Annotated in this window: 17 protein-coding genes and 4 tRNA genes; 3 read left to right on the forward strand and 18 right to left on the reverse strand. The window is 39.0% G+C overall.

The window, feature by feature from the left end; genetic code table 11:
* The 17 genes from H4J69_RS18225 to argC form a co-directional block, all read right to left on the reverse strand.
* On the reverse strand, nucleotides 1-203 hold a 203-nt coding region (locus H4J69_RS18225; protein ID WP_259364653.1), incomplete at its 3' end, for a GTP-binding protein.
* A 67-nt stretch (nucleotides 204-270) separates the two neighbouring features.
* A tRNA-Thr gene (locus H4J69_RS18230) sits at nucleotides 271-346 on the reverse strand.
* 13 nt (nucleotides 347-359) lie between these two features.
* Nucleotides 360-433, reverse strand: a tRNA-Gly gene (locus H4J69_RS18235).
* A gap of 24 nt (nucleotides 434-457) precedes the next feature.
* Nucleotides 458-542: transfer RNA gene (locus tag H4J69_RS18240), tRNA-Tyr, on the reverse strand.
* A 25-nt stretch (nucleotides 543-567) separates the two neighbouring features.
* Nucleotides 568-643, reverse strand: a tRNA-Thr gene (locus tag H4J69_RS18245).
* Nucleotides 644-795: 152 nt separating this feature from the next.
* A complete protein-coding gene (locus H4J69_RS18250) occupies nucleotides 796-1512 on the reverse strand; it encodes a type III pantothenate kinase (RefSeq protein ID WP_182243637.1) in 717 nt (238 codons plus the stop codon).
* On the reverse strand, nucleotides 1509-2519 hold the full coding sequence (birA, locus tag H4J69_RS18255; RefSeq protein WP_182244802.1) for a bifunctional biotin--[acetyl-CoA-carboxylase] ligase/biotin operon repressor BirA: 1011 nt from the start codon (nucleotides 2517-2519) through the stop codon (nucleotides 1509-1511). Before birA ends, H4J69_RS18250 begins: the two co-directional genes overlap by 4 nt.
* A gap of 2 nt (nucleotides 2520-2521) precedes the next feature.
* Nucleotides 2522-3547, reverse strand: coding sequence for a UDP-N-acetylmuramate dehydrogenase (gene murB / locus H4J69_RS18260; RefSeq protein ID WP_182244801.1), 1026 nt, complete (start codon nucleotides 3545-3547; stop codon nucleotides 2522-2524).
* 441 nt (nucleotides 3548-3988) lie between these two features.
* Nucleotides 3989-6154 (reverse strand): polysaccharide biosynthesis tyrosine autokinase, encoded by a 2166-nt coding sequence (locus H4J69_RS18265; RefSeq protein WP_182216806.1) that lies wholly within the window; start codon nucleotides 6152-6154, stop codon nucleotides 3989-3991.
* A 109-nt stretch (nucleotides 6155-6263) separates the two neighbouring features.
* Complete coding sequence (locus H4J69_RS18270) at nucleotides 6264-6779, reverse strand: polysaccharide biosynthesis/export family protein (protein WP_182244800.1); 516 nt, start codon at nucleotides 6777-6779, stop codon at nucleotides 6264-6266.
* A 15-nt stretch (nucleotides 6780-6794) separates the two neighbouring features.
* Nucleotides 6795-7988 carry an outer membrane beta-barrel protein gene (locus H4J69_RS18275; RefSeq protein WP_182244799.1) on the reverse strand — a complete coding sequence of 398 codons (1194 nt, stop codon included), beginning with the start codon at nucleotides 7986-7988 and terminating at the stop codon, nucleotides 6795-6797.
* 248 nt (nucleotides 7989-8236) lie between these two features.
* The gene (argA, locus tag H4J69_RS18280) at nucleotides 8237-9556 is read right to left on the reverse strand and encodes an amino-acid N-acetyltransferase (RefSeq protein ID WP_182216800.1); all 1320 of its coding nucleotides are present in this window, start codon (nucleotides 9554-9556) and stop codon (nucleotides 8237-8239) included.
* A 102-nt stretch (nucleotides 9557-9658) separates the two neighbouring features.
* Nucleotides 9659-11602, reverse strand: coding sequence for an argininosuccinate lyase (gene argH / locus H4J69_RS18285; protein WP_182170403.1), 1944 nt, complete (start codon nucleotides 11600-11602; stop codon nucleotides 9659-9661).
* A gap of 2 nt (nucleotides 11603-11604) precedes the next feature.
* The gene (locus H4J69_RS18290) at nucleotides 11605-12876 is read right to left on the reverse strand and encodes an argininosuccinate synthase (RefSeq protein WP_182216798.1); all 1272 of its coding nucleotides are present in this window, start codon (nucleotides 12874-12876) and stop codon (nucleotides 11605-11607) included.
* A gap of 77 nt (nucleotides 12877-12953) precedes the next feature.
* On the reverse strand, nucleotides 12954-13904 hold the full coding sequence (locus H4J69_RS18295; RefSeq protein ID WP_182216797.1) for an ornithine carbamoyltransferase: 951 nt from the start codon (nucleotides 13902-13904) through the stop codon (nucleotides 12954-12956).
* 49 nt (nucleotides 13905-13953) lie between these two features.
* Nucleotides 13954-14760 (reverse strand): acetylglutamate kinase, encoded by an 807-nt coding sequence (gene argB, locus H4J69_RS18300; RefSeq protein ID WP_182244798.1) that lies wholly within the window; start codon nucleotides 14758-14760, stop codon nucleotides 13954-13956.
* The gene (gene argC / locus H4J69_RS18305) at nucleotides 14760-15794 is read right to left on the reverse strand and encodes an N-acetyl-gamma-glutamyl-phosphate reductase (protein ID WP_182222755.1); all 1035 of its coding nucleotides are present in this window, start codon (nucleotides 15792-15794) and stop codon (nucleotides 14760-14762) included. The genes argB and argC overlap by 1 nt, the downstream gene beginning before the upstream one ends.
* A 185-nt stretch (nucleotides 15795-15979) precedes the next feature.
* Here argC and argE point away from each other — a divergent pair, with 185 nt between their 5' ends.
* On the forward strand, nucleotides 15980-17128 hold the full coding sequence (gene argE, locus H4J69_RS18310) for an acetylornithine deacetylase (RefSeq protein WP_182222754.1): 1149 nt from the start codon (nucleotides 15980-15982) through the stop codon (nucleotides 17126-17128).
* A 78-nt stretch (nucleotides 17129-17206) separates the two neighbouring features.
* On the opposite strand, the gene H4J69_RS18315 is transcribed toward argE, so the two are convergent.
* A complete protein-coding gene (locus tag H4J69_RS18315) occupies nucleotides 17207-19108 on the reverse strand; it encodes a beta-ketoacyl synthase (RefSeq protein WP_182216791.1) in 1902 nt (633 codons plus the stop codon).
* 126 nt (nucleotides 19109-19234) lie between these two features.
* Between H4J69_RS18315 and H4J69_RS18320 the strand changes: the two genes are divergently transcribed.
* Nucleotides 19235-20239 carry a GlxA family transcriptional regulator gene (locus H4J69_RS18320; RefSeq protein ID WP_182216790.1) on the forward strand — a complete coding sequence of 335 codons (1005 nt, stop codon included), beginning with the start codon at nucleotides 19235-19237 and terminating at the stop codon, nucleotides 20237-20239.
* A 159-nt stretch (nucleotides 20240-20398) separates the two neighbouring features.
* The gene (locus tag H4J69_RS18325) at nucleotides 20399-21517 is read left to right on the forward strand and encodes a beta-ketoacyl-ACP synthase III (RefSeq protein ID WP_070375624.1); all 1119 of its coding nucleotides are present in this window, start codon (nucleotides 20399-20401) and stop codon (nucleotides 21515-21517) included.
* Nucleotides 21518-21621: the final 104 nt, after the last annotated feature.

The raw sequence follows: 21621 nt of genomic DNA on the forward strand, positions 1-21621 counted from the left end.
ATGTGAGAAGTATTGATTGTAATACCACGCTCACGCTCTTCAGGAGCATTATCGATTTGTGCGAAATCTTTAACTTCACCACCGTGTACTTTAGTTAATACTGCAGAGATAGCAGCTGTTAAAGTAGTTTTACCGTGATCAACGTGTCCGATAGTACCAACGTTTACATGCGGTTTTAAACGTTCAAATTTTGCTTTAGCCATTATGTAATGCCTCTGAGATAAATTAACAAAAATAAAATAAATTTAGTGAGATAGAAATCTTAAGGAATGGTGCTGATAGGCAGATTCGAACTGCCGACCTCACCCTTACCAAGGGTGCGCTCTACCAACTGAGCCATATCAGCAATCACTTAAAGATGGAGCGGACGGCGAGAATCGAACTCGCAGCTTTAGCTTGGAAGGCTAAGGTATTACCACTATACGACGTCCGCTTTTCTATCTTCATTATTGCAAAGTGGTGGAGGGAGGTGGATTCGAACCACCGAAGGCTGAGCCGTCAGATTTACAATCTGATCCCTTTGGCCACTCGGGAACCCCTCCAATACTTTTACAACAATTTTATTAATGGTGCCGACTGCCGGAGTCGAACTGGCGACCTACTGATTACAAGTCAGTTGCTCTACCAACTGAGCTAAGTCGGCACTACATTAAGTGGTGCGAATTCTAGTGGAATGTTTTCTCCCTTGCAAGCGTAAAAACAAAAAAAAACCATGTTTTTAACCATTTGATGTTTTTTTAATCGCCTAACGTTAAATGTTGCCACAAACTGGCGATATAATTTGCCATAAGCGAATTAGAATCGTTGCATGCCGATAAAGACTAGCTCATCAATAATGTAATGTTGCCTGTTTAATAAAGCCGCTATTTTTTTAGCGTTACCGCCAGTAAGTAATACTTTATCTAATGAGACTTGTTTATTAGCTTGCTTGATACCTTGTTCAATAAAACCAAGTGTTGCTGCCCAGCAAGCATTATTGACACCGTCAGAGGTACTTTTACCAAAAGAAATGTTGGCCTGATGTTCTTGAGTTGCCAGCACTTTTGTAGTATTTGATAAAAGACTATTAAATAATATATCAATACCTGGCAAAATCCACCCACCTAAATGTATGCCCTGACTATCGAGTAAGTCTATGGTTGTCGCTGTTCCCGCGTCAATAATAAGGACATTCTCATCTGGGTACAAAATATTAGCCGCCAGTAACGTCAACCATCGATCAATACCTAACGTTGTCGGTTGTTGATAGCTTGAAGTAACGCCAAAGCGTTTGCTTTCACTGTTTACTATGTGCAGTTCAATATTATGCTGCTGAGCATAGGCTATAAAGACCTCTATAATATAAGCTTCGCTAACACTCGCAACGACGATAGATACCACTGATTCAGTGATACTTGATAGCCACTTTTCATTAATGGTTTCATTTCTTTCACTTTGAATTATTGATAATTCACCTTGCTGCTCAAAAGTGTATTTGGTGCGAGTATTGCCAATATCAACTAATAACCTCATGTGTCAGCCCTCAAGCTAACTTCACCACCATAAATAGGACTAATTTGGCCATCAACTTCTAACAATAAAGCTCCTTGGTTATTAATGCCTCGACAAATACCTTTCTTTTCACGCGTGCCGGTGATTAACCTTATCGGTTTATTGATATAATAATCTTGTTTGGCCCACTCATTGGCCATAGACAACAACCCTTCATGTTGATGCTGCTGAAGCCTTAATGAGAGTTTAGAAATTAACGTTGCAGCTAAAACATTTCGGTCAATCGTATTAACCGCGTTATTTTCATGCTCGGTGGTACTTTGAATCATAGCTTTTTGCAAATCTGTCCAAGGTTGATCGACTTGTTCTGCACTTTTTTGGGGCATGTTAATATTTAAACCAATACCAATAACACAGTGACACGGTTCAAGAGCTTGCCCATCCAAATCAATAAGGATACCAGCCAGCTTAACCCCGCCAAAATAAATGTCATTGGGCCACTTTAACTGCACATCAATTTGATAAAGTTCTTTTACTGCATCGCTAACCGCTAGAGCCGACACGACACTTAATCCCATAGCTGCCGCCATACCTTGCTCTAAATACCAATACATCGACATATATATATGTGAACCAAAAGGTGAGATCCACTTACGACCGCGTCGACCCCGCCCTGCATCTTGATATTCAGCTAAACAGACTTGCAAATTATGATTTTGATTGGGTAAACGACGCAATAAATAACTATTGGTTGAGTCGATAATATTATGCACTTCGACTTTGTTTTTCTGACCCAATGCACTTAACTTGTATTGAATTTCTTTTTCATCTAATAGTGTTAACGGTTCAGATAATTTATAGCCTTTGCCGGTAACACTATAAATATCAAGCCCCATTTCAATTAGCGAGGCGATATGATTAGATATTGCTGCGCGACTCACCCCTAGCTGCTCACCTAACCATTGCCCAGAAACAAATTGTCCATCAGCTAAATATTGTATTAATTGCTCTCGTATTGCTTTGGCCATGATCAGTTTATAGCTCCTAAGGTAACTTCGCCCTGCTCACCGAGCATTCTTACTTCTGGTTGCAGCATAATGGCAAATAATGCTAATACGGTTTGCTGTACATGTAGGGCTAAATTTTTGATATCTGCCCCGCAGGCCGAATCAATATTGGTTAGCACTAGCGCTTGCTTATTATGCACAGCTGCACCGTTGAGTTGATAACCTTTAAGCCCTGCTCTTTCAATTAACCAACCTGCTGCTAGCTTAACAGTGCCATTATCTTGTTGATAAGCCGCAATTTCTGGATGGTTACTTTTTAATAATAAAAACTGCTCAGCGCTAACCACAGGGTTTTTAAAGAAGCTGCCAGCGTTTGGGATAACCTTGGGATCAGGTAACTTAGCATTTCGTATGGCAATCACGGTATCCATAATAACCCTAGCATGACTATTTTTGGGCAAGGTGTTTAATCCTTGGTAATTCAGCTTAGGCTGCCAGTTTTTTGGAAAACGTAAAGTAATATCTGTGATGATACCTTTATTTTTTAAAGCATTTTTAAAAATACTATCGCGATAGTCAAATTGACATTGTGCCTGAGTTAACTGCTGTGATTTATTTTTAGCAAAATCAAACCAAGTTACACTTTCAATAAAATCAGCAATTTCAACGCCATAAGCACCAATATTTTGTACTGGAGCAGCGCCAACACTGCCAGGAATAAGTGCTAAGTTTTCTAGACCGTTAATGCCTTTATCAATACAAAAGCATACCAAGTCGTGCCAATTTTCACCGCAAGCGGCATTGACCTGATAATATTCTTCTGTTTCATTAACATGAATCCCTAAAAACTCAGGCTTAATAATTACCGGTGTAACACCCTCGACAAAAAGCGTATTACTGCCCGCGCCTAAAATATAAAACGGTTCGCTAGTCACCGCTGCTAATAATTGCAGATCTTGTTCACTATTTGGATAATAAATAATGGGTGTCGTTGCATAGACTGCAAAACTGTTATTTTTTTGTAGGGAAAATTGTTGGCGTGATTTCATATTATAAGCAGAAGTACTTGCTGGTAAAAACTTACTCTTATTCTACCGCAGTTTTCAATAAGCGGAAGAGGTTAATATTGAGAAAAAGATTAACCCTGTTTGCGTACCGGTAATTTAACAATGTTTATTAACCTTGTTTGCGTACCGGTAGTTTAACAATGTTATTAGCACGTTCGTTGTAATACTTGTTTTGGTATTTATCAGTATCAATGCTTTGGCTATGGTTAATTATGATGCCCTCGAATATTGGCTGCATTGACTATTGATAGATAGAAGAACATTAACCTTGTTTACGTACCGGTAATTTAACAATGTTATTGGCTCGTTCGTTGTAATACTTGTTTTGGTATTTATCAGTATCAATGCTTTGGCTGTGGTTGATTATGATGCCTTCGAATATTGGCTGCATTGACTACTGAAAGATAGATAGATAGAAGAACACTATCCTTGTTTACGTACCGGTAATTTAACAATATTATTGGCTCGTTCGTTGTAATACTTGTTTTGGTATTTATCAGCATCAATGCTTTGGCTATGGTTGATTATGATGCCTTCAATGGGTGCATTGACTTGCTTTAGCATACGTAAACCTGTGGTAATTTGCTCTCGTTTCGTTTTTTCACCATGAACAACATACAAAACCGTTTCAACTAATTTAGAAATAATAGCCGCATCACTCACAGCATTTACCGGTGGTGTCTCAATAATAATTCGGTCATAAAAATTACCAAAAACTTTAATGAGCATATTAAGGCGCTTCATTGATAAAAAAACTAGCGGATTAGCCGGAGAAATACCCGAGGTTAAAATATCTAACTTTAAGTTTTTATCGCGGATAATACATTCATTAATTTGATGTGTTTTCGCTAATAAATTTGATAATCCTGGGCGATGTGGACTTAAATTCATATTTTTTGCTACGGTCGGATGTCGCATATCCGCTTCAATGAGCAAAACCTTTTCCATTTCACTAAACGAACGGGCTAAATGTAGTGCTATAGTCGACTTTCCTTCATTTGGCACCGAGGATGTTATCGCAATCACTTTAGCTGGCTTACTTTCGCCATTAAACAATAAAGAGGTTCTTAACGTGCGCACCGCTTCGGTAAAGCGATTATCTGTGTAATAGGGATCACTCTTTTTTTCAGCACTTGGCGCTTGAAACTTTGGTAAAATAGCGAGAACAGGTGCTTCGGTAAAGCTATCAAGTTTTCGACGTGAATTTAACGTATCCATTGATATCTCACGCATAATGATAATTATGGCAATAATCGCAAACGATAGCATAAAACTCATAATCACTATGAGGGCTTTTTTCGGGGCGAATCTATCCGTGGGTATAATCGCTTTATCAATAAAACGCACGTAAAAGTTTGCTTTATAATTACCCATAGCGTCAGTCTCTTTTAAACGGACTAAATAGTTATTATAAAGTTCTTTATTGGTATCAACTTCGCGTTGCAATTGTGAAAATTTATTTTGTAAACGGCTCAAGCGTAAGTAATCTACTTTCGCAATTGCCAAACGATTATTCGTTGCTTTAACTTTTTCAGAAGAGTTTAGGTAATCTTTTTCAATAGATATTACAATTTCATCAACGAGCTGTACGATGCCTTTTTGTAATGACTCTAGCTCTGCTTGCACCGCTATACGTTTGGGGTGCTTGGGCCCGTAACGCTTGGAAAGCTCAAATATCTTACGTGCTGCTTTTTCATCGGCACGCCTTAATTGTACAAGATCACTTTGCTGACTGATTTCCTGAAGTTCCAGAAGTTGCGCGGTATTTTTTCGACGCTTTTGCATACTTTGGTAAGTTACTTCTAAATCATCTTTGATTTTTTCAGCTCGTATTGCTGAAGAAGTTAACTCGGTTAACTCAGAGCTAACTAGGCCAGCAATCCCTAAAATATCAACAATACCTTCCGCTTCACGGTATTCTTGTAGTGCTTGCTCTGATGTTTCAAGCTTTTTCTCTAACTCTTCAAGTTGGTCAACAAGCCACTGCGACGTTGACTCCTTTGACGCGCTATGGATTTCATCTTGGTATTGAAGATAAGTGAGACCGATTTGATTAGCGACTTTTTGTGCTAATTGAGGTGAGTGAGCAGCAAAACTTATTTTAACAAGTTCGGTGCTCGCTATCGGAGCGATAGTTAAACGACTTTCAAAGATTGAGATTAAGCTACTGACCGTTGGTCTACTAGTCCGCTTTCCTATGTCAGCGAAGAAGCTTATTTTGTCATTGTATTTACCACTATTAAATTCCTGATGTTCAACCAAATTTAAACTAATAATAACGCGCTCAGCAAATTTTCGAGACTTTAATAATTCGTACTGGGTTTTAACTTGCTCTTTACTGGCGCTAGATTCATTAAAGGCGTCATTAATCGATAAAGTATTAGCGGGTTTATTACTGCCTATTTGTAAAATAGCCGTGGCTTTAAAGGAAGGCTTGAGCAACGAAACATAAAAAGAAACCATCAGTGAAACGAGTAAAGTAAAGAAAACAATCTGCCAACGTCGAGACCAAAGCGGTCTTAAGACCTCTTTTAAATCTATCTCTTGGTTTGGGGCATTAAAATTTACGCTTTGATTATCGTTTAACATTACTGCTCATTATTATTTGCAAAACCACATATAAATACGGCTAATAAAATCTGTCGAAAATCCTTTTTCAGTTTTTATAATTATTTTTATTGTTATTGTTATGTTTATTTTAGAAAAAACTTTGTTCTATTTTTATAATATCATCAGGGTGGATCTCAGTAGCAATATTCCCCTCTAACGTCACTTTAACACCGTTGACTAGTCGTGTGATTTTCCAATCAGAAGTCGACGCTCTATTAGATAATCCTCCAGCGATTGCGATGGCTTTATCTAAGGTCAAATAATCTTGATAAGGATAACCTCCTGGTCGTGTAACTTGTCCGTGGATAAAAAACGGCCGATAAATAGACACAGAAACAGAGACTTGTGGGTCAACAATATAATCTCCTAGTAAGCCTTTTCTTATTGTGGTTTCAAGTTTCTTAGTTGATAAACCTATTACCTGTATATCAGCTAAAAACGGAAAAGATATAAAACCCGATTTATCAATTTTCACATCAGTTGTTAAATCGTCTTCACCGTAAACAACAATATGTATTTTATCGCCAGGGCCCAGTAAATAATCACTTGCCTCACAAAAAAAACTGCAGAACACTAAAATTAGTGACAAAACATAGTAACGCATATTTTTTATCCAATACTAAATATTAACATTAAAGCCTAACGATAAGCTATTGCCCTGGTTGTTTAGCCTATCATCACTTGCTGTTAGTTCTTTAAAAGTAAAACCTGCAAATACAGTCAGCCAATCATTACGTTGATAATTCAACCTAACCTCTGAGTATAAATAATCTTCATTAATCGTTTGCTCAAGGTAAACGACCTTTTCTTGTCTATACCCAACAACCGCAGATGTCTGAAAATAATCAGTCACTTGATGAGTAAGTTGTAAATTAGTACTGTCAACAACGCGATAGCTATCGACAATTCTGTTTGTTGTTTCATAATTTCGTTGGGTGTTTATATTCATTTGCATAAAATTCGTTGGCTGCCAATTAATATCAACTCGCCATTTAAAGCGAGTATCGCTGGCAAACAATGTTTCTTCAAAAGTTAATCTTTGATAACCAATTAATGCTTGCAGTTGAGTTATAGCCGTCGATTGCCACTTCATACCGACTAATACCGCATATATGTCTTTATTTAATGGGCTATTATTTTGAAAGTTTGATTGGGTATAAGCTAAATCTGCAGCAAAATATGTCTTTCCTGACAGTAGATAATCAAAACTAGCCGCAACACTTTGATCAACACGGTCAAGTGCCTTATTTTCGGCTCGTCTTGTTTTATAGCGAAAGTCTTCTTGACCGATTGAAAGTTTTAATTTCGCCACTGAATCAATTTGGCCATATAAGTAGCCTATATTAGCGGCAAGCGATTTTTTATCATCTCCGCTTGTTATTGATTCTGCATTCCCTAAAGATAGGCCAGTACCGCGATATTCATAACTTTCCTGTAACTTAATATCTGCAAACAGTGTTTTGTTATGATCAAGCTTAAAGAAATAGCTTGGCTTAAATAATAAATTATTATGATCGTCTTCACTAAAGTGACTAAATTGGTAATGACTGACCTTTGTCGCTAATTGTATTAAATGTCGTGATAACTGTGTTTGAATAAAGACGGACGGTTCAATTTTTATGTAGCCGGTACTTTCTTCATCACTTCCTTGATTAAGAAAGTTACTTATTTGACCATATTCAGATAACAGCGTTGCTGTAAATTGATCACCACTTTCTAGCGCGAAGTCAGTTTCTGCTTTGAGTGCAAAAGAAGTCAGCAAAGTCATTGCAAAAGCAATGAGAAGAATGACTAAAAGTCTAAATATGACCATTGAAAAGTATAAACCTTACAAACAAATAATGAGCGCGGCACACAATATGCCCTAAAAGTAACGAATATGAAACATTACTGTTACATAAGTGCACGATTATTGTATATAAATGCTTTTATATTTACTTTGTTGCATAAATAAACAAACTCAAATATTTAAAGCCCACCTTAAAAACAAAAAAGCCGCTTTTAAAAGCGGCATATATTTTCATAAATAAACGTTGAATTGATAACAGCGAGACCTATTCACTAAATATGTTTGATGTATACCTTAGATTTTCGTTGGAAGTTATACAGCTGTTTTTTACCTTCAGGTAAATCTTCCATTGAACTTTCGATAAAACCTTGTTCTCTAAACCAATGACCACTGACCGTTGTTAAGACAAATAATGAGGTTAAGTGTTGATCAAAAGCCTTTACTTCTAAGGCATTCATTAAGCGCTCACCTCGATTTCCATTGCGATAATCAGGATGAATCGCCACACAGGCTATTTCTCCTGAACTTGCTTCGGGATAAGGATACAAAGCAGCACAAGCAATAATAACATCTTCCTTTTTAAGTACCGTAAAGCGATCAATTTCAACTTCAAGAAGTTCTCTTGAGCGCTTCACCAGAATACCTTCCTCTTCTAAGGGGGCAATCAGTTCTAAAATGCCACCGACATCATCGATGCTAGCGGTACAGACTTCTTCTTTATGATCTTTAGCAATTAAAGTACCGGCACCATCGCGGGTAAATAACTCTTGTAGTAAAGCACTATCACTTTGGTAGCTCACGCAGTGACAACGCTCTATACCATTTTCTCCACTCTCGATTATCGCTCTTAATAATAATTGGCGAACATGACAATCTTTATCATCCAATAACGTTTTTACTCGCCGTACACTACAGCTACGAATAAGCTCACCCGATTCATCAATTAAACCATCCTCTTGAGTAAAGGTAATTAATTTATCCGCTTTAAGGGCGAGTGCTGTTTTAGTCGCGACATCTTCAAGTGCTAAGTTAAACACTTCACCGGTAGAAGAGTAGCCAATCGGCGATAATACCACTATCGAGCCATAATCAAGCTGGGTATGAATACCGACCGCATCGATTCGTCTTACGCTACCGGTATATTTATAATCGACGCCATCACGGACCCCTATCGGTTTAGCAATGACAAAATTCCCGGTGCTAACACGAATTCGCGAACCATGCATAGGCGAGTTAACTAAGCCCATAGTGAGTAAAGCTTCGATATGTAAGCGCAATGAACCCGTCGCATCTTTTACTGCAACCAAAGTTTCAGCGTCGGTTACTCTAATATTATTTTCAATATGGCGAGTAATGTTACGCTGATCCATACGCTCTTCTATCTGTGGCCTAGCGCCATGAACTAAGACTAACTTAACACCCAAGCTACGCAACAAAGCAATATCATGAATAATATTGGCAAAATTTGGGTGAAGCACGGCTTCGCCACCAAACATAAGCACCACTGTTTTTCCACGGTGCGCATTAATATAGGGCGCAGCATTTCTAAACCATTTAACATAATTTTGTTCGTTATTATTGATGCTATCCATTTTCTAAGTTGTAACTACCTATTTGTTTATCCCAAACGCTAGCGTTTAGGATCTTAGCTAAAGTAAATACCTTGCCTAAATCAGTTAAAATGACGACTGAAATTATGCCTGTTGAGGCTGACTAAGTATGTATTCCATGGCGACTTCATCAGCAGGGTCTTTATGTGGGCTGGGTTCGCTATCTTCAATAATATTATCGGCTAGTGAACTTTTATCAATTAAGTTAAAACCAAGCTGCTGAAAATATTTTGGAATATAAGTTAAAACAATAATTTGCTCTAATTCCATTTGATAGGCAAACTCTAACAAATACTGAATAAGTGCTTTGCCTTGACCTTGCTGTTGGGCGTCATCTTGTAAAACAACTGAGCGTATTTCAGCTAAACCTGTTTGGTAGATATAAAGTGATGCACTGCCAACAACCTTACCGTCAAGCTCGGCAACAACAAAATTCTGAATATCATGAATAATATTGTCACGTGACCGTGGCAGTATTTCCCCTTTATCGGCCCAAAAGTTGGTCAGTTGATAAATACTGTCAACATCAGACATTCTCGCTCGACGAACAGACATAGCGGCAGCACGTTGCGCATTTAAACGCTGTTTTACTTGCTTTAATGCCCTTTGAATTCTTTGTTTGCCTGGCGCACCAACAACTTGCTCATTTAAGATAGCTTCATTGCCAGACTGAGTAGTCGCCAGTGCTTTTTCAACTTGTGAACGAGAAGTACCGCCGAGTGCTTCACGCTTATTAAGTGTCGATTCAATAGAAAGGTGCTGATAAACATCTTGCTCAATTCTATCGCTGAATTCTTGTAGTTGGCTTATCGTTAAATCTTCTAAAGGTACACCTTTGTCAATAGCAGCTAATACGACTTCACCGACAATATGATGTGCTTCACGAAACGGAATATCTTTACCGACTAAATAGTCAGCAAGTTCAGTGGCATTCGCATAGCCTTGTTGCGCCGCGGCTAATGTCCGTGAGCGATTTACTTTCAGACCATCAGCAACGAGTACTGCCATTTCCATACATTCTTGCCACGTATCAAGCGCATCAAATAAACCTTCTTTGTCTTCTTGCATATCTTTATTGTAAGCAAGTGCCAACGCTTTCATTGTGGTTAACATCCCCGTTAAGGCGCCAAAAACACGACCTGACTTACCGCGGATTAATTCACAGGCATCAGGGTTTTTCTTTTGTGGCATTAATGATGAACCAGAACTGACCAAATCACTCATTTCAACAAAGCCAGCTTCTCCTGAATTGTAGAAAATTAAATCTTCGGCGAAACGTGATAAATGCATCATTGAAATACTGGCTGAAGCCAACAATTCAATGACATGATCGCGGTCAGAAACAGCATCAAGACTGTTCATGGTGGCTGTTCTGAAACCTAAGCGACTTGCCAGTGCATTTCTGTCAATAGGATAAGCGGTACCTGCTAAAGCGCCTGAGCCCAGTGGCGAAACATCTAAACGATAAAGCGCATCTTTTAAACGGCCAATATCACGGTTAAACATTTCTACATACGCTAAACACCAATGGCCAAAAGTTATTGGCTGCGCTCTTTGTAAATGGGTATAGCCTGGTAGTACCGTATCTTTTTCACGTTCTGCTAAATTCATCATCGCTTGTTGTAAATTGACAAGAGCAAACAGTAAATCGCCGCCCTTTTCTTTACACCATAGCTTTAAATCAGTCGCCACTTGGTCATTACGGCTGCGCCCTGTATGAAGCTTCTTACCTAAGTCACCCGTTTTTTCAATTAGCTGGATCTCTACCCAACTATGAATATCTTCCGCATCAGACAACAATATTTGTTGCGGATTTTCTTCTACCGACGCTTTTAATTCTTGCAATGCTGCCGTTAAGCGAACCAGTTCATCTTCATTTATAACGCCTACTTCATGAATAGCTTGCGCCCAGGCTATTGAACCAACAATGTCTTGCACTGCCATGCGGTAATCTACCGGCAATGAGTCATTGAACTTCTTAAATTGTAAACTCGCCTTTTCTTTAAAACGTCCACCCCATAAAGCCATGACTATTTTTCCTTATGCTTTAGCACAGTATCTTTTTGAGAAAGTGCGGTGATCCGACTCGATAAGCTAAATAAACGAATAAATCCTTCGGCGTGTTTTTGGTCATAAACATCGTCAGCACCAAAAGTAGCAAATGCTTCAGAATACAAACTATTTGGCGAACGACGTTGTATGACTTGCGCCATGCCTTTATACAATTTAACAACCACATCACCCGTTAGTTTTTCGGCAAATGAGGCAGCAGAAGCCAATTGAGCCTTAGCAAGCGGGGTAAACCAGCGACCATCATAAATAACATGTGAAAATTCAAGGCCAATAGATTCGCGATACTTAAGTGACTCTTTGTCGAGAATAAGTGACTCTAAACCTTTATAAGCCGCCATCAAAATAGTACCGCCTGGCGTTTCATAACAACCACGAGACTTCATACCAACCAAGCGGTTTTCGACAATATCGATTCTACCAACACCGTGGGCAGCTCCTTTAGCATTTAAGTACATTAACGCTTGATAAGCACCGGCACTGTTTTCCTGGCCATTGCCAGAGAAGTCTATACCATCAATAGCAACAAGCTCACCGTCAGCAAAACTTAATTGTACTTTTTCAGGCTCATCAGGCGCATCCATAGGATCAACTGTCATGGTCCATACTTCTTTTGATGGCTCACACCAAGGGTCTTCTAACTCACCACCTTCATGAGAAATATGCCAAGCATTAGCATCACGACTGTAGATTTTAGTTAATGAAGCCGCACAAGGAATGTTACGTTCGGCAAGATAATCTAGTAAGTCTTCACGCGAAACCATGTCCCACTCACGCCATGGGGCGATAACAGTAAGCTCTGGCGCTAGTGCAGCAAAACAAGACTCAAAACGAACTTGGTCGTTGCCTTTACCCGTACAACCATGACACACGGCATCAGCACCCACTTTAAGAGCGATTTCTATGTGCGCTTTAGCAATAATAGGTCGTGCCATTGACGTACCTAATAAATATTGACCTTCGTATACCGCACCGGTTTTTAAAATGGGGTACACATACTCTTTTATGTATTCTTCTTTAAGATCAACCACGTAACATTCAGATGCCCCTGAAGCAATCGCTTTCTCTTTAACACCTTCAAGCTCTTCATCACCTTGGCCAACATCAGCACAAAACGCGATAACCTCACAGCCTTGATAATTTTCTTTTAACCATGGAATAATCGCTGAGGTATCTAATCCACCAGAATATGCTAATACTACTTTTTTGATTTGTTTTTTTGCTAAAGCCATTGTCTTATTCCTAACTAATCTTGATAAATTGTCATGCTGAATATAAATCAGCTGCTGACCTAATAATTTCTACACTATTATTTAGCTAATAGCGTAACGAGTACCGCATTTTGCGCCCACATTCTATTTTCTGCTGCTTGGAAAACTACCGACATTTCACTGTCAAAAAGTGCGGTTGTTATTTCTTCCTCTAAGTGCGCTGGTTGGCAATGCATCACAATACTGGCGCCACTGCCTTTCATCATTTGATGGTTCACTTGATAGGGTGCAAACTTCTCTAGAAGTGCAGCTTTTTTACTGGCATCTTCAAAGCCCATTGATACCCATGTATCGGTATAAATAGCATCTTGCGGCCCTAAAGCCTCAACATCTGATGTAAGTACCAACTTACTCCCTGACTTATCTGCAAAAGCTTTCGCTTTACTCAATAATTGTGCTTCTGGTTCATGCCCCGCTGGGCAAACCAAGGTAAAATCGACCCCTAGTATTGCAGCCATAAACATCAACGAATTGGACACATTGTTACCATCACCAATATAAGCAAGTTTAACCTTTGTTAAATCTATACCTTTACCTAAAACAAAATATTCTTGCAAAGTGACAAAGTCAGCTAGTGCTTGGCACGGATGATATATATCACACAGTGCATTAATCACTGGAATAGTTGCGTGCTCAGCTAAACCTTCGATGGCGCTGTTTTCAAAAACACGTGCAACGATAGCGTCAGCATAGCAAGAAAGATTTTTAGCGTAATCACTAACTCGTTCTCGCTCACCTAGTTTGCCATTTTGTTGGCCTAAATATAGCGCATGGCCGCCTAATTTGTTAATACCCATATCAAAACTAACGTGTGTTCTTAATGAAGGTTTTTCAAAGAGCATCACTACAGATTTACCCGCTAAAGCTTTACTATAGTCGCTAGGATGGTTTTTAATCTTTATTGCTAAAGCAATCAGATCAATTATTTGTGTTTTAGTCAGTTGATCATCTGCTAAAAAGTTTTCTAATCTTGTGTGTGTCGGTGACATGATAAGTCCTATCCGAAAAATCGTTAAATTAAGTGTGACTTAACTGTGGTTAATGTGGCTGAATGCGTGTGCCAATGGCATCACCCTTTATTAGATTGATGATTTGCTCAGGCGACTGCCAACTGGCAACCGCGATACTTCGTCGCAATTGGCTTGCTGCATGCAAAGCGGCATTAACTTTTGCGGTCATCCCACCAGCAATAACACCTTGCTCTATTAAGGAATTTGCCTGAGTTTTACTCAGTGAAGCAATATATTCGCCACGCGCATCTTTTACACCATTAACATCGGTTAGCAGTAGCAATTCGGCATTTAGTAACTGACAAATTGCGACAGCTGCATCATCCGCATTAACATTCACTAACTCACCATTGGCTAATGAACCAATAGAAGAGATAACCGGCAAAAAGTTTACACTTAAAAGTGTATCGAGTAACTTACTATTATTTGCACTAGGCTCACCCACCATACCCAGGCCTTTATCGCTTAACTGACACGAAACCATATCACCATCGACCAGTGACAATCCAACGGCTTGCATGTGTAAACTTGCTGCAGTGGCAACAATCGCTTTATTAACACTACCTGCTAATGCACCCGCAATAAGGGGCATTTGCTCTTGAGGTGTAACACGTAAACCCTGTTTTTTTTCTGAAGTAAAACCAGCTTGGCTGAGTATTTCATCAACAACACAGCCGCCGCCATGCACTAGCACCACGGCTTGATTTTTTAATGTCGCGATAATTTTTAATAAATCAGCTAAAGCATCTTTTTTTTCAAGAATAGCGCCACCGATTTTGATCACTAATGGCTTGTTAGTTTTAGACGTTACTGATGTGTTTATTGTCTTAGTCATTAACTCTTTCCCAAAGTTACATTGTGCAACAAACTATACTCACTCGCTAAACCCAGAGAAATATTCGCACATTGCACCGCTTGTGAAGCAGCACCTTTTAATAAATTATCGATAGCACAACTCACCACAACAACTTGTTTTTCTTCATCGACTTGCCAATGTAAATCAGCAAATGGTGTATTAGCCACATTGTCTATTTTCGGCCAAGCGCCGGTTAAGCGCACCAATGGCTTATCTTGATAAGCGTTTAAAAAAGCTTCGTTAATATGTTTTGTCGTAATACCTGCTTTGATTTGCAAAGTGACAGTTGCCAGCAATCCTCTTTTATAAGGTGCAAGGTGAGGATTAAAAATAACCGCGGCATTAGCTTCTTGGCTTATCTCGGGTTGATGCCTGTGTTGTAAAATATTGTAGGGTGTTAGGCTGACTTCATAAAAGCTTGTCGCTAATGAGGCTTTTCTACCCGCACCGCTGACGCCGCTGATCCCATTAACAACAATGAGAGAGTTTTCAAGATGGTAGTTATTTACGGTAATCGGCTTAAGTGATAATAAACTTGCTGTTGGGTAACAGCCAGGTACAGCAACTAATTGTGTATTAGCAATATCATCTTGCTGCCATTCGGCTAAACCATAAGTTGCTTGGGCAAGCGCCGATAAGTTTTTATGTTCAAAACCATAGAATGTTGGATAATCTTCACTATTTTTTAAACGAAAACCACCCGAGAGATCGAAAACCTTAACACCTTTCTCAACAAAAGCTTGTGCCCAGTCAGCACTGAACTCATGCGGAGTAGCAAAGAATACCGCATCAAGCTTTTGTACCGTATCATCGAACCAACGCTGTGAAAAACAGACTAAAGGTAAATCACATACGCCTAAGTAACGCGGATGTAATTGCGAAAAGGTCATATCTGCCGAGCTACTGTTTTCTGACACCAGTAAATATTCAAGGGAAATTTTATCGTGCGCAGACAATAAATTAATCAGCTCTGCACCCACATATCCACTTGCTCCAATAACCGCGACTTTCATACAACCTCATCTATTAATTTTTTATTAACCTAAGGAAAGCAGAAAACAAATTATTTTCAATAGCCTTCTATATTTAGGTTATTTACACTAGAATAGGAAAATAACACCCAATGACTCGTTATGCAACAAATAAGCATAATTACCCATGGTTTTTTTTATTTATTCATTTTCAACTGTGAGCCACTATGAAAAATTTGCCCAACTTTACTGATTCATTAACACAACTTATTGCCAGTGCTTCTATTAGCTCGACACAAGCGAACTGGGATCAAGGAAATTTAGCAGTTATTCAACTATTGGCAAGTTGGTTTGAACAACTCGGTTTTAGTATCGACATTCAAGCGGTGCCAGAAACGCGCAATAAATATAATTTATTAGCAAAACTCGGTAGTGGAACAGGAGGATTGTTACTGGCAGGTCATAGTGACACTGTACCTTTTGATGAAAATCGTTGGCAGTCAGACCCGTTCAAAATTGTTGATAAAGATAATAAATTTTATGGTTTAGGCACGTGTGATATGAAAGGTTTTTTTGCTTTTATTTTACAAGTTTGTAAAGGATTAACCGCGCAACAGTTAAAAAAACCACTTTACATTTTGGCCACCGCAGATGAAGAAACCACCATGGCTGGCGCACGTTTTTTCACCAAAAACCAACAGATAAAACCCGATGTTGCTATTATTGGTGAGCCAACAAATTTGGTCCCTGTCATCATGCATAAAGGTCATATGTCCCATCGCATAACTATTCAAGGTCAATCAGGACACTCAAGCAAGCCAAGTTTAGGCGTGAATGCGATAGAAATTATCCATCAAGTGATTGGCCAATTAATGCAACTCAAAGAAAAATTGGCTCTCAATTATAGTAATCAAGCCTTTGATGTAAAGGAGCCAACCCTTAATTTTGGCGCAATACACGGTGGCGACAATGCTAATAGAATTTGTGGTCACTGCGAGTTAGACATTGATATGCGTGCCCTACCCGGCATGACTGACAGCGAACTTATCTTACTACTCAGTGAAGCGTTAAAACCGTTAGCTGAAAAATACCCTAATAGAATTTCATTTAGTGAATTGGATCCGAGTTCACCCAGCTTTGAACAAAGTAAAAACAGTGATTTTGTCACTATAGCCGAAGAAATAAGTGGTCATTCATGTTGTGCGGTAAACTATGCGACCGAAGCTCCTTTCATTCAACAACTGGGTTGTCAAACTATCGTTTTAGGTCCTGGTTCAATTGATCAAGCACACCAGCCTAATGAATTTCTAGCGCATAGCGAAATTGATAAAACTGAACAACTATTACTGAAGATGATCGAAAGGTACTGTTTATAAAGGTACAAAAAAGCAAAGCGATAATGCTTTGCTCTTTCGTTTTTACTTAGTATAACCTTGCAAGGGGTTAAGTTATGACTACACCATATCCGCAAACGGATTTTTACTGGGTAAGGCAATACTATTAGTAAAGCCGGTCATTGAGATATTTTCAGTGTTAATTTCAATATCATCATCACCTAGTACACCCACACCAAATTTATAAATTAATTCAAACTGTCCATTGTTGGCTTTTTCTTGATAGATACTTTGTTTCACTTCAACCGCAGATAACTTTTCTTGGTAACGGGTCATTTCTGCTATGCTATATCGTTTTTTCAGCATAGAGAGCGTTACGTCTGGTGAGAGTATAGTGGCCGTGGCATTGTTACCGCCAAAACCTTTTGAATTGATGAAAGCAACATCCATCGCTTCACACTGCCAGTGATCAAGAGCGATATTCAAGCGCTCATTATGTACATCATCGGCTATCGATTTAATGGTCGTAATACCCGGCATAATATTATGAGCAAAAACACCTAGCGCCATAGTGATTTGGTCACCACTTGCTGGTGCAATAGTATGGCCAACATAAGCTTTAGGCGCGGCTACCGGCCAATTATGAATATCAAAAGTTTCGGCCAAACGGTGATAAATTAACGACTCGGTGATACGGTTTTGTGGGGTACTTGAACCATGAGCTAATATAAAGCTACGCTTTTGTACCGACTCTTCCCCTAAAATACTTTTTGCTAATGCCACTGACTTCGCCATGGTAATGTAATTACCAGGACCTGGAGCGGTAATAGATTTTTTAATACCATCGGCATTAATGAATACATCAGCAACCGACCCCAAAGGTTTAGCGCCTAATTCAACGGCTAATTCGTCATCCATAATCACCAGAAAATGTGCAGCTTCACCAATAGTAAAACCACAATTTTCACCAAACGGGCGACTGGTATTACGATGGTCAGCTTGGCCATCAGTAATACCATCAAGTTTTTTCAAACCTTCTTCATTAGCCAATGCACTCATGTTACCGAAACCTTCAATAATTTCCGGTGTTATTGGGCTTTCACTACTGCCCACAATAGCAACACGCACTCGACCTGATTTAATATCTTGAATAGCATTGCGTAAGTTATAAAGAAAACTTGCACAAGCGCCAGTCGAAGTCGAGGTGGTACCCACACTGCCGGTCACATAACCATTAATAAAATCAGCTGACATGGTGTTTAAGCCCAACGCTAAGTTTTTAGTGGTAACACGATCGCCATGCAAACGATTTTGCAACATGCCCCCTAAACCTTCCGATTGCATTTGACCGAAAGCTGAAGAAGAATAAGTACCCACGTGGTCTGGGCTTACTTTTTCTAATATTTCATCCCAACTAAAGCCCGTTGAATGAATAGCGTCTGCAGCACCAAAAATAGTCGTTTGTAAGCCACGTGGCTGATAACGACTATTATATAATGTCGACGGTTCAAAGCCGGTAGGTAATTGTCCCGCTGCTTTAATCGGATTATCGCGATAACTACTATGTTTAATATCTAAATTATCAGTAATTTCAACCTTTACGCGTTTATCTGCTAAGGGTGTTACTGTCCATGAGCGCGGTAAGGGTTTTGGTAATTCTTTTTCTTTAATTTCAAAAGTAATATTTTCAGTGCTCGGTGTTGCCGCCATATTTGTGTGGCAATGCGTCGCGTCAGGGTCAAAGTGATTATTTTCAATTTTACGGATAAGGGTGCCATCAAGAATTTGCTGGCCAAAACGTGCTTCTACTTCGCTTAATGCAACACTATTACCCTCAACGTCAACTAACTGACCTGCTTGGAAAGTTAAGATATTCATCAAAGTAGCAAGACCAACAAAAGTTTCTTGGCGTGCTTCTGCAGTTAATTTGTCGATAACAATACGACGAAAACCTTGATGAAACGAGGTGCGGCCAGCAGCGTTTACGCCGCCCATGCCAACAATAATAGGTAAAGCAGTCATTTATAATTCTCTTAAATACATGAGTCGTAATTCTTGTTACTAGTGTAAAAAGAAATACCAATAATTAATTGTCGTTTTCAGCCAAAAACAATACAATAACAGCCAAATATTGCAAAAGTTATTAATATGCCACTCAAGACAAGCCGAAAAACAATCAATGTTGCCTTGGTTTTATATGATCATATGTTAGCAACCAGCGTAAGCTTACCTATTGAAATGCTTAGAGCAGGCGAAGCTTTTGCTCGAAGAGAAGATAGGCAATCACCTAAACTCAGTATTGAAATGGTGAGCGAACTATTAGCCCCAGTGCGCACCAGAGCACTTATTAAGCTTTATCCCGATAAAGATATTGAGCATGCCCAAAGTCCAGATTATATTTTTATTCCTAGTCTTTGGCGCAACCCTAGGCCAATAATCAAAAAACAGCCCAAAATGGTAAGTTGGCTTAATCGTATGTGGCAACAAGGTTCAACGCTTATTGGTGGTGGTACAGGGGTTTGTTTTATTGCTGAGTCAGGACTACTTGATCATCATCCGGCAACAACACACTGGCATTATGTTAACCAATTCAAAAGAAATTATCCTAACGTTGAATTGAAACCAGATTTTTTTATTACCCAGTCAGAACGTATTTACTGTGCGGCAAGTTTAAATGCCTTAGCTGATATTACCGTTCACGTTATTCATCAAACGTACGGTGAGACTGCTGCACAACATGTTGAGCGTAATTTCTCTCATGAAATAAGAAAACCATATGAAGAACAACGTTATTTAGAAGGTGCGGTCGATCGACATCCTGATGAATTGATCACTCAAATTCAATTCTGGATGCGTACTAATCTATCATCAACATTATCGCTTACTGAACTGGCGTTACAATTTGGTATTAGCCATAGAACCTTTAGTCGGCGTTTTAAAAATGCTACCGGCGTTAAAGCCTCTCATTATTGGCAAAAAATGCGTGTAGAAACAGTCAAAGATTTACTATCATCAAGTAATCTGTCTATTCAAGAAATCGCTTTTCAGGTGGGTTATCAAGAGCAAGGCCAGTTAACTCGGCTGTTTAAGAAACAATTAAAACTCACTCCAAGAGACTATCGAGCAATGGTGCGTAAAAAGCTTTTTAATTAACGGTTAACGTCTGTCAAACAAGCTAAATTTTTGACAGTGCACTTTTATCAGTAACGGGTATAATCCATAACAGATAAATTAAAAGCATTGAAGTGCTTGTACTTTAATACAATAAGTCTCATGGTACGACCACTAGAAAATTACAAACGGAGAAAATACATGTCAATCGTGATCAGTGGTACAGGTCTATTTACACCACCACACAGTATTTCAAACGATGAATTAGTCACCGCATTTAATCAATATGTTGAAGACTATAATATTGAAAATGCCGCCGCTATTAACAGTGAGCAGTTAACGGCCTTAAAACCGTCTTCAAGTGAATTCATTGAAAAAGCATCAGGCATTAAAAGTCGCTATGTTATGTATAAAGACGGCGCACTTGACCCTAAAACCATGATGCCACTTATTCCTCAGCGTAGTGATGAGCAATTATCAGCACAAGCAGAAATGGCTGTTGGCGCCGCGAAACAAGCGATGGCTGCAGCAAATAAAACAGCAGACGATATCGATTTAATCATTGTTGCTTGTTCATACACACAACGCGCTTATCCTGCAATTGCCATTGAAGTACAAAAAGAACTAGGTTGTAAAGGTTGGGCTTACGATATGCTCGTCGCTTGTTCATCGGCAACCTTTGGTATTATGAATGCTTCAAATGCTTTGCATGGCGACACAGCAAAAACAGTGTTAGTGATTAACCCTGAACTCAATTTTCCACAAATTAATTTACGCGACCGCGACAGTCACTTTATCTTTGGCGATGTTGCAACGGCTATTGTTATTGAAAAACAAGCAACCGCTACGGCTGACCATTGCTTTAAAATATTAACTAAGAAGCCGATCACGACCTTTTCTAATAACATTCGTAGTAACTTTGGTCATATCAATAAATGTGATCCAGAAACCATGCTTGATAATGACAAAATGTTTGTTCAGCAAGGACGAAAAGTTTTTAAAGAAGTACTGCCAATGGTCTCTCAATTAATTACCGAGCAAATGGCAGAAGCAAATGTTGAAGCTAAAGATTTAAAAAGATTATTTTTACATCAAGCCAATATCAACATGAATAACTTTGTTGCAAAGAAAGTATTAGGCCGTGACCCTATGGGCAATGAAGCGCCAATTATTTTAGACAAGTTTGCAAATACGGCTTCGGCGGGTTCTATTATTGCTTTTCACTTGAACCATGATGATATGGTTACTGGCGATAAAGCTTTAATCTGTTCTTTTGGTGCCGGTTATTCGGCAGGCTGTATCGTTATAGAGCATATTTAATTCTGCTGTGCGGTTAAGTCACTGAGAAAAACCTCTGTGACTTAATCGTTAATTAACCTTTAACCTTTAACCTTTAACCTTTAACCTTTAACAAAACTCACTAT

Source organism: Colwellia sp. BRX10-9 (genome assembly GCF_014077405.1).
Taxonomy (GTDB): Bacteria; Pseudomonadota; Gammaproteobacteria; order Enterobacterales; family Alteromonadaceae; genus Colwellia_A.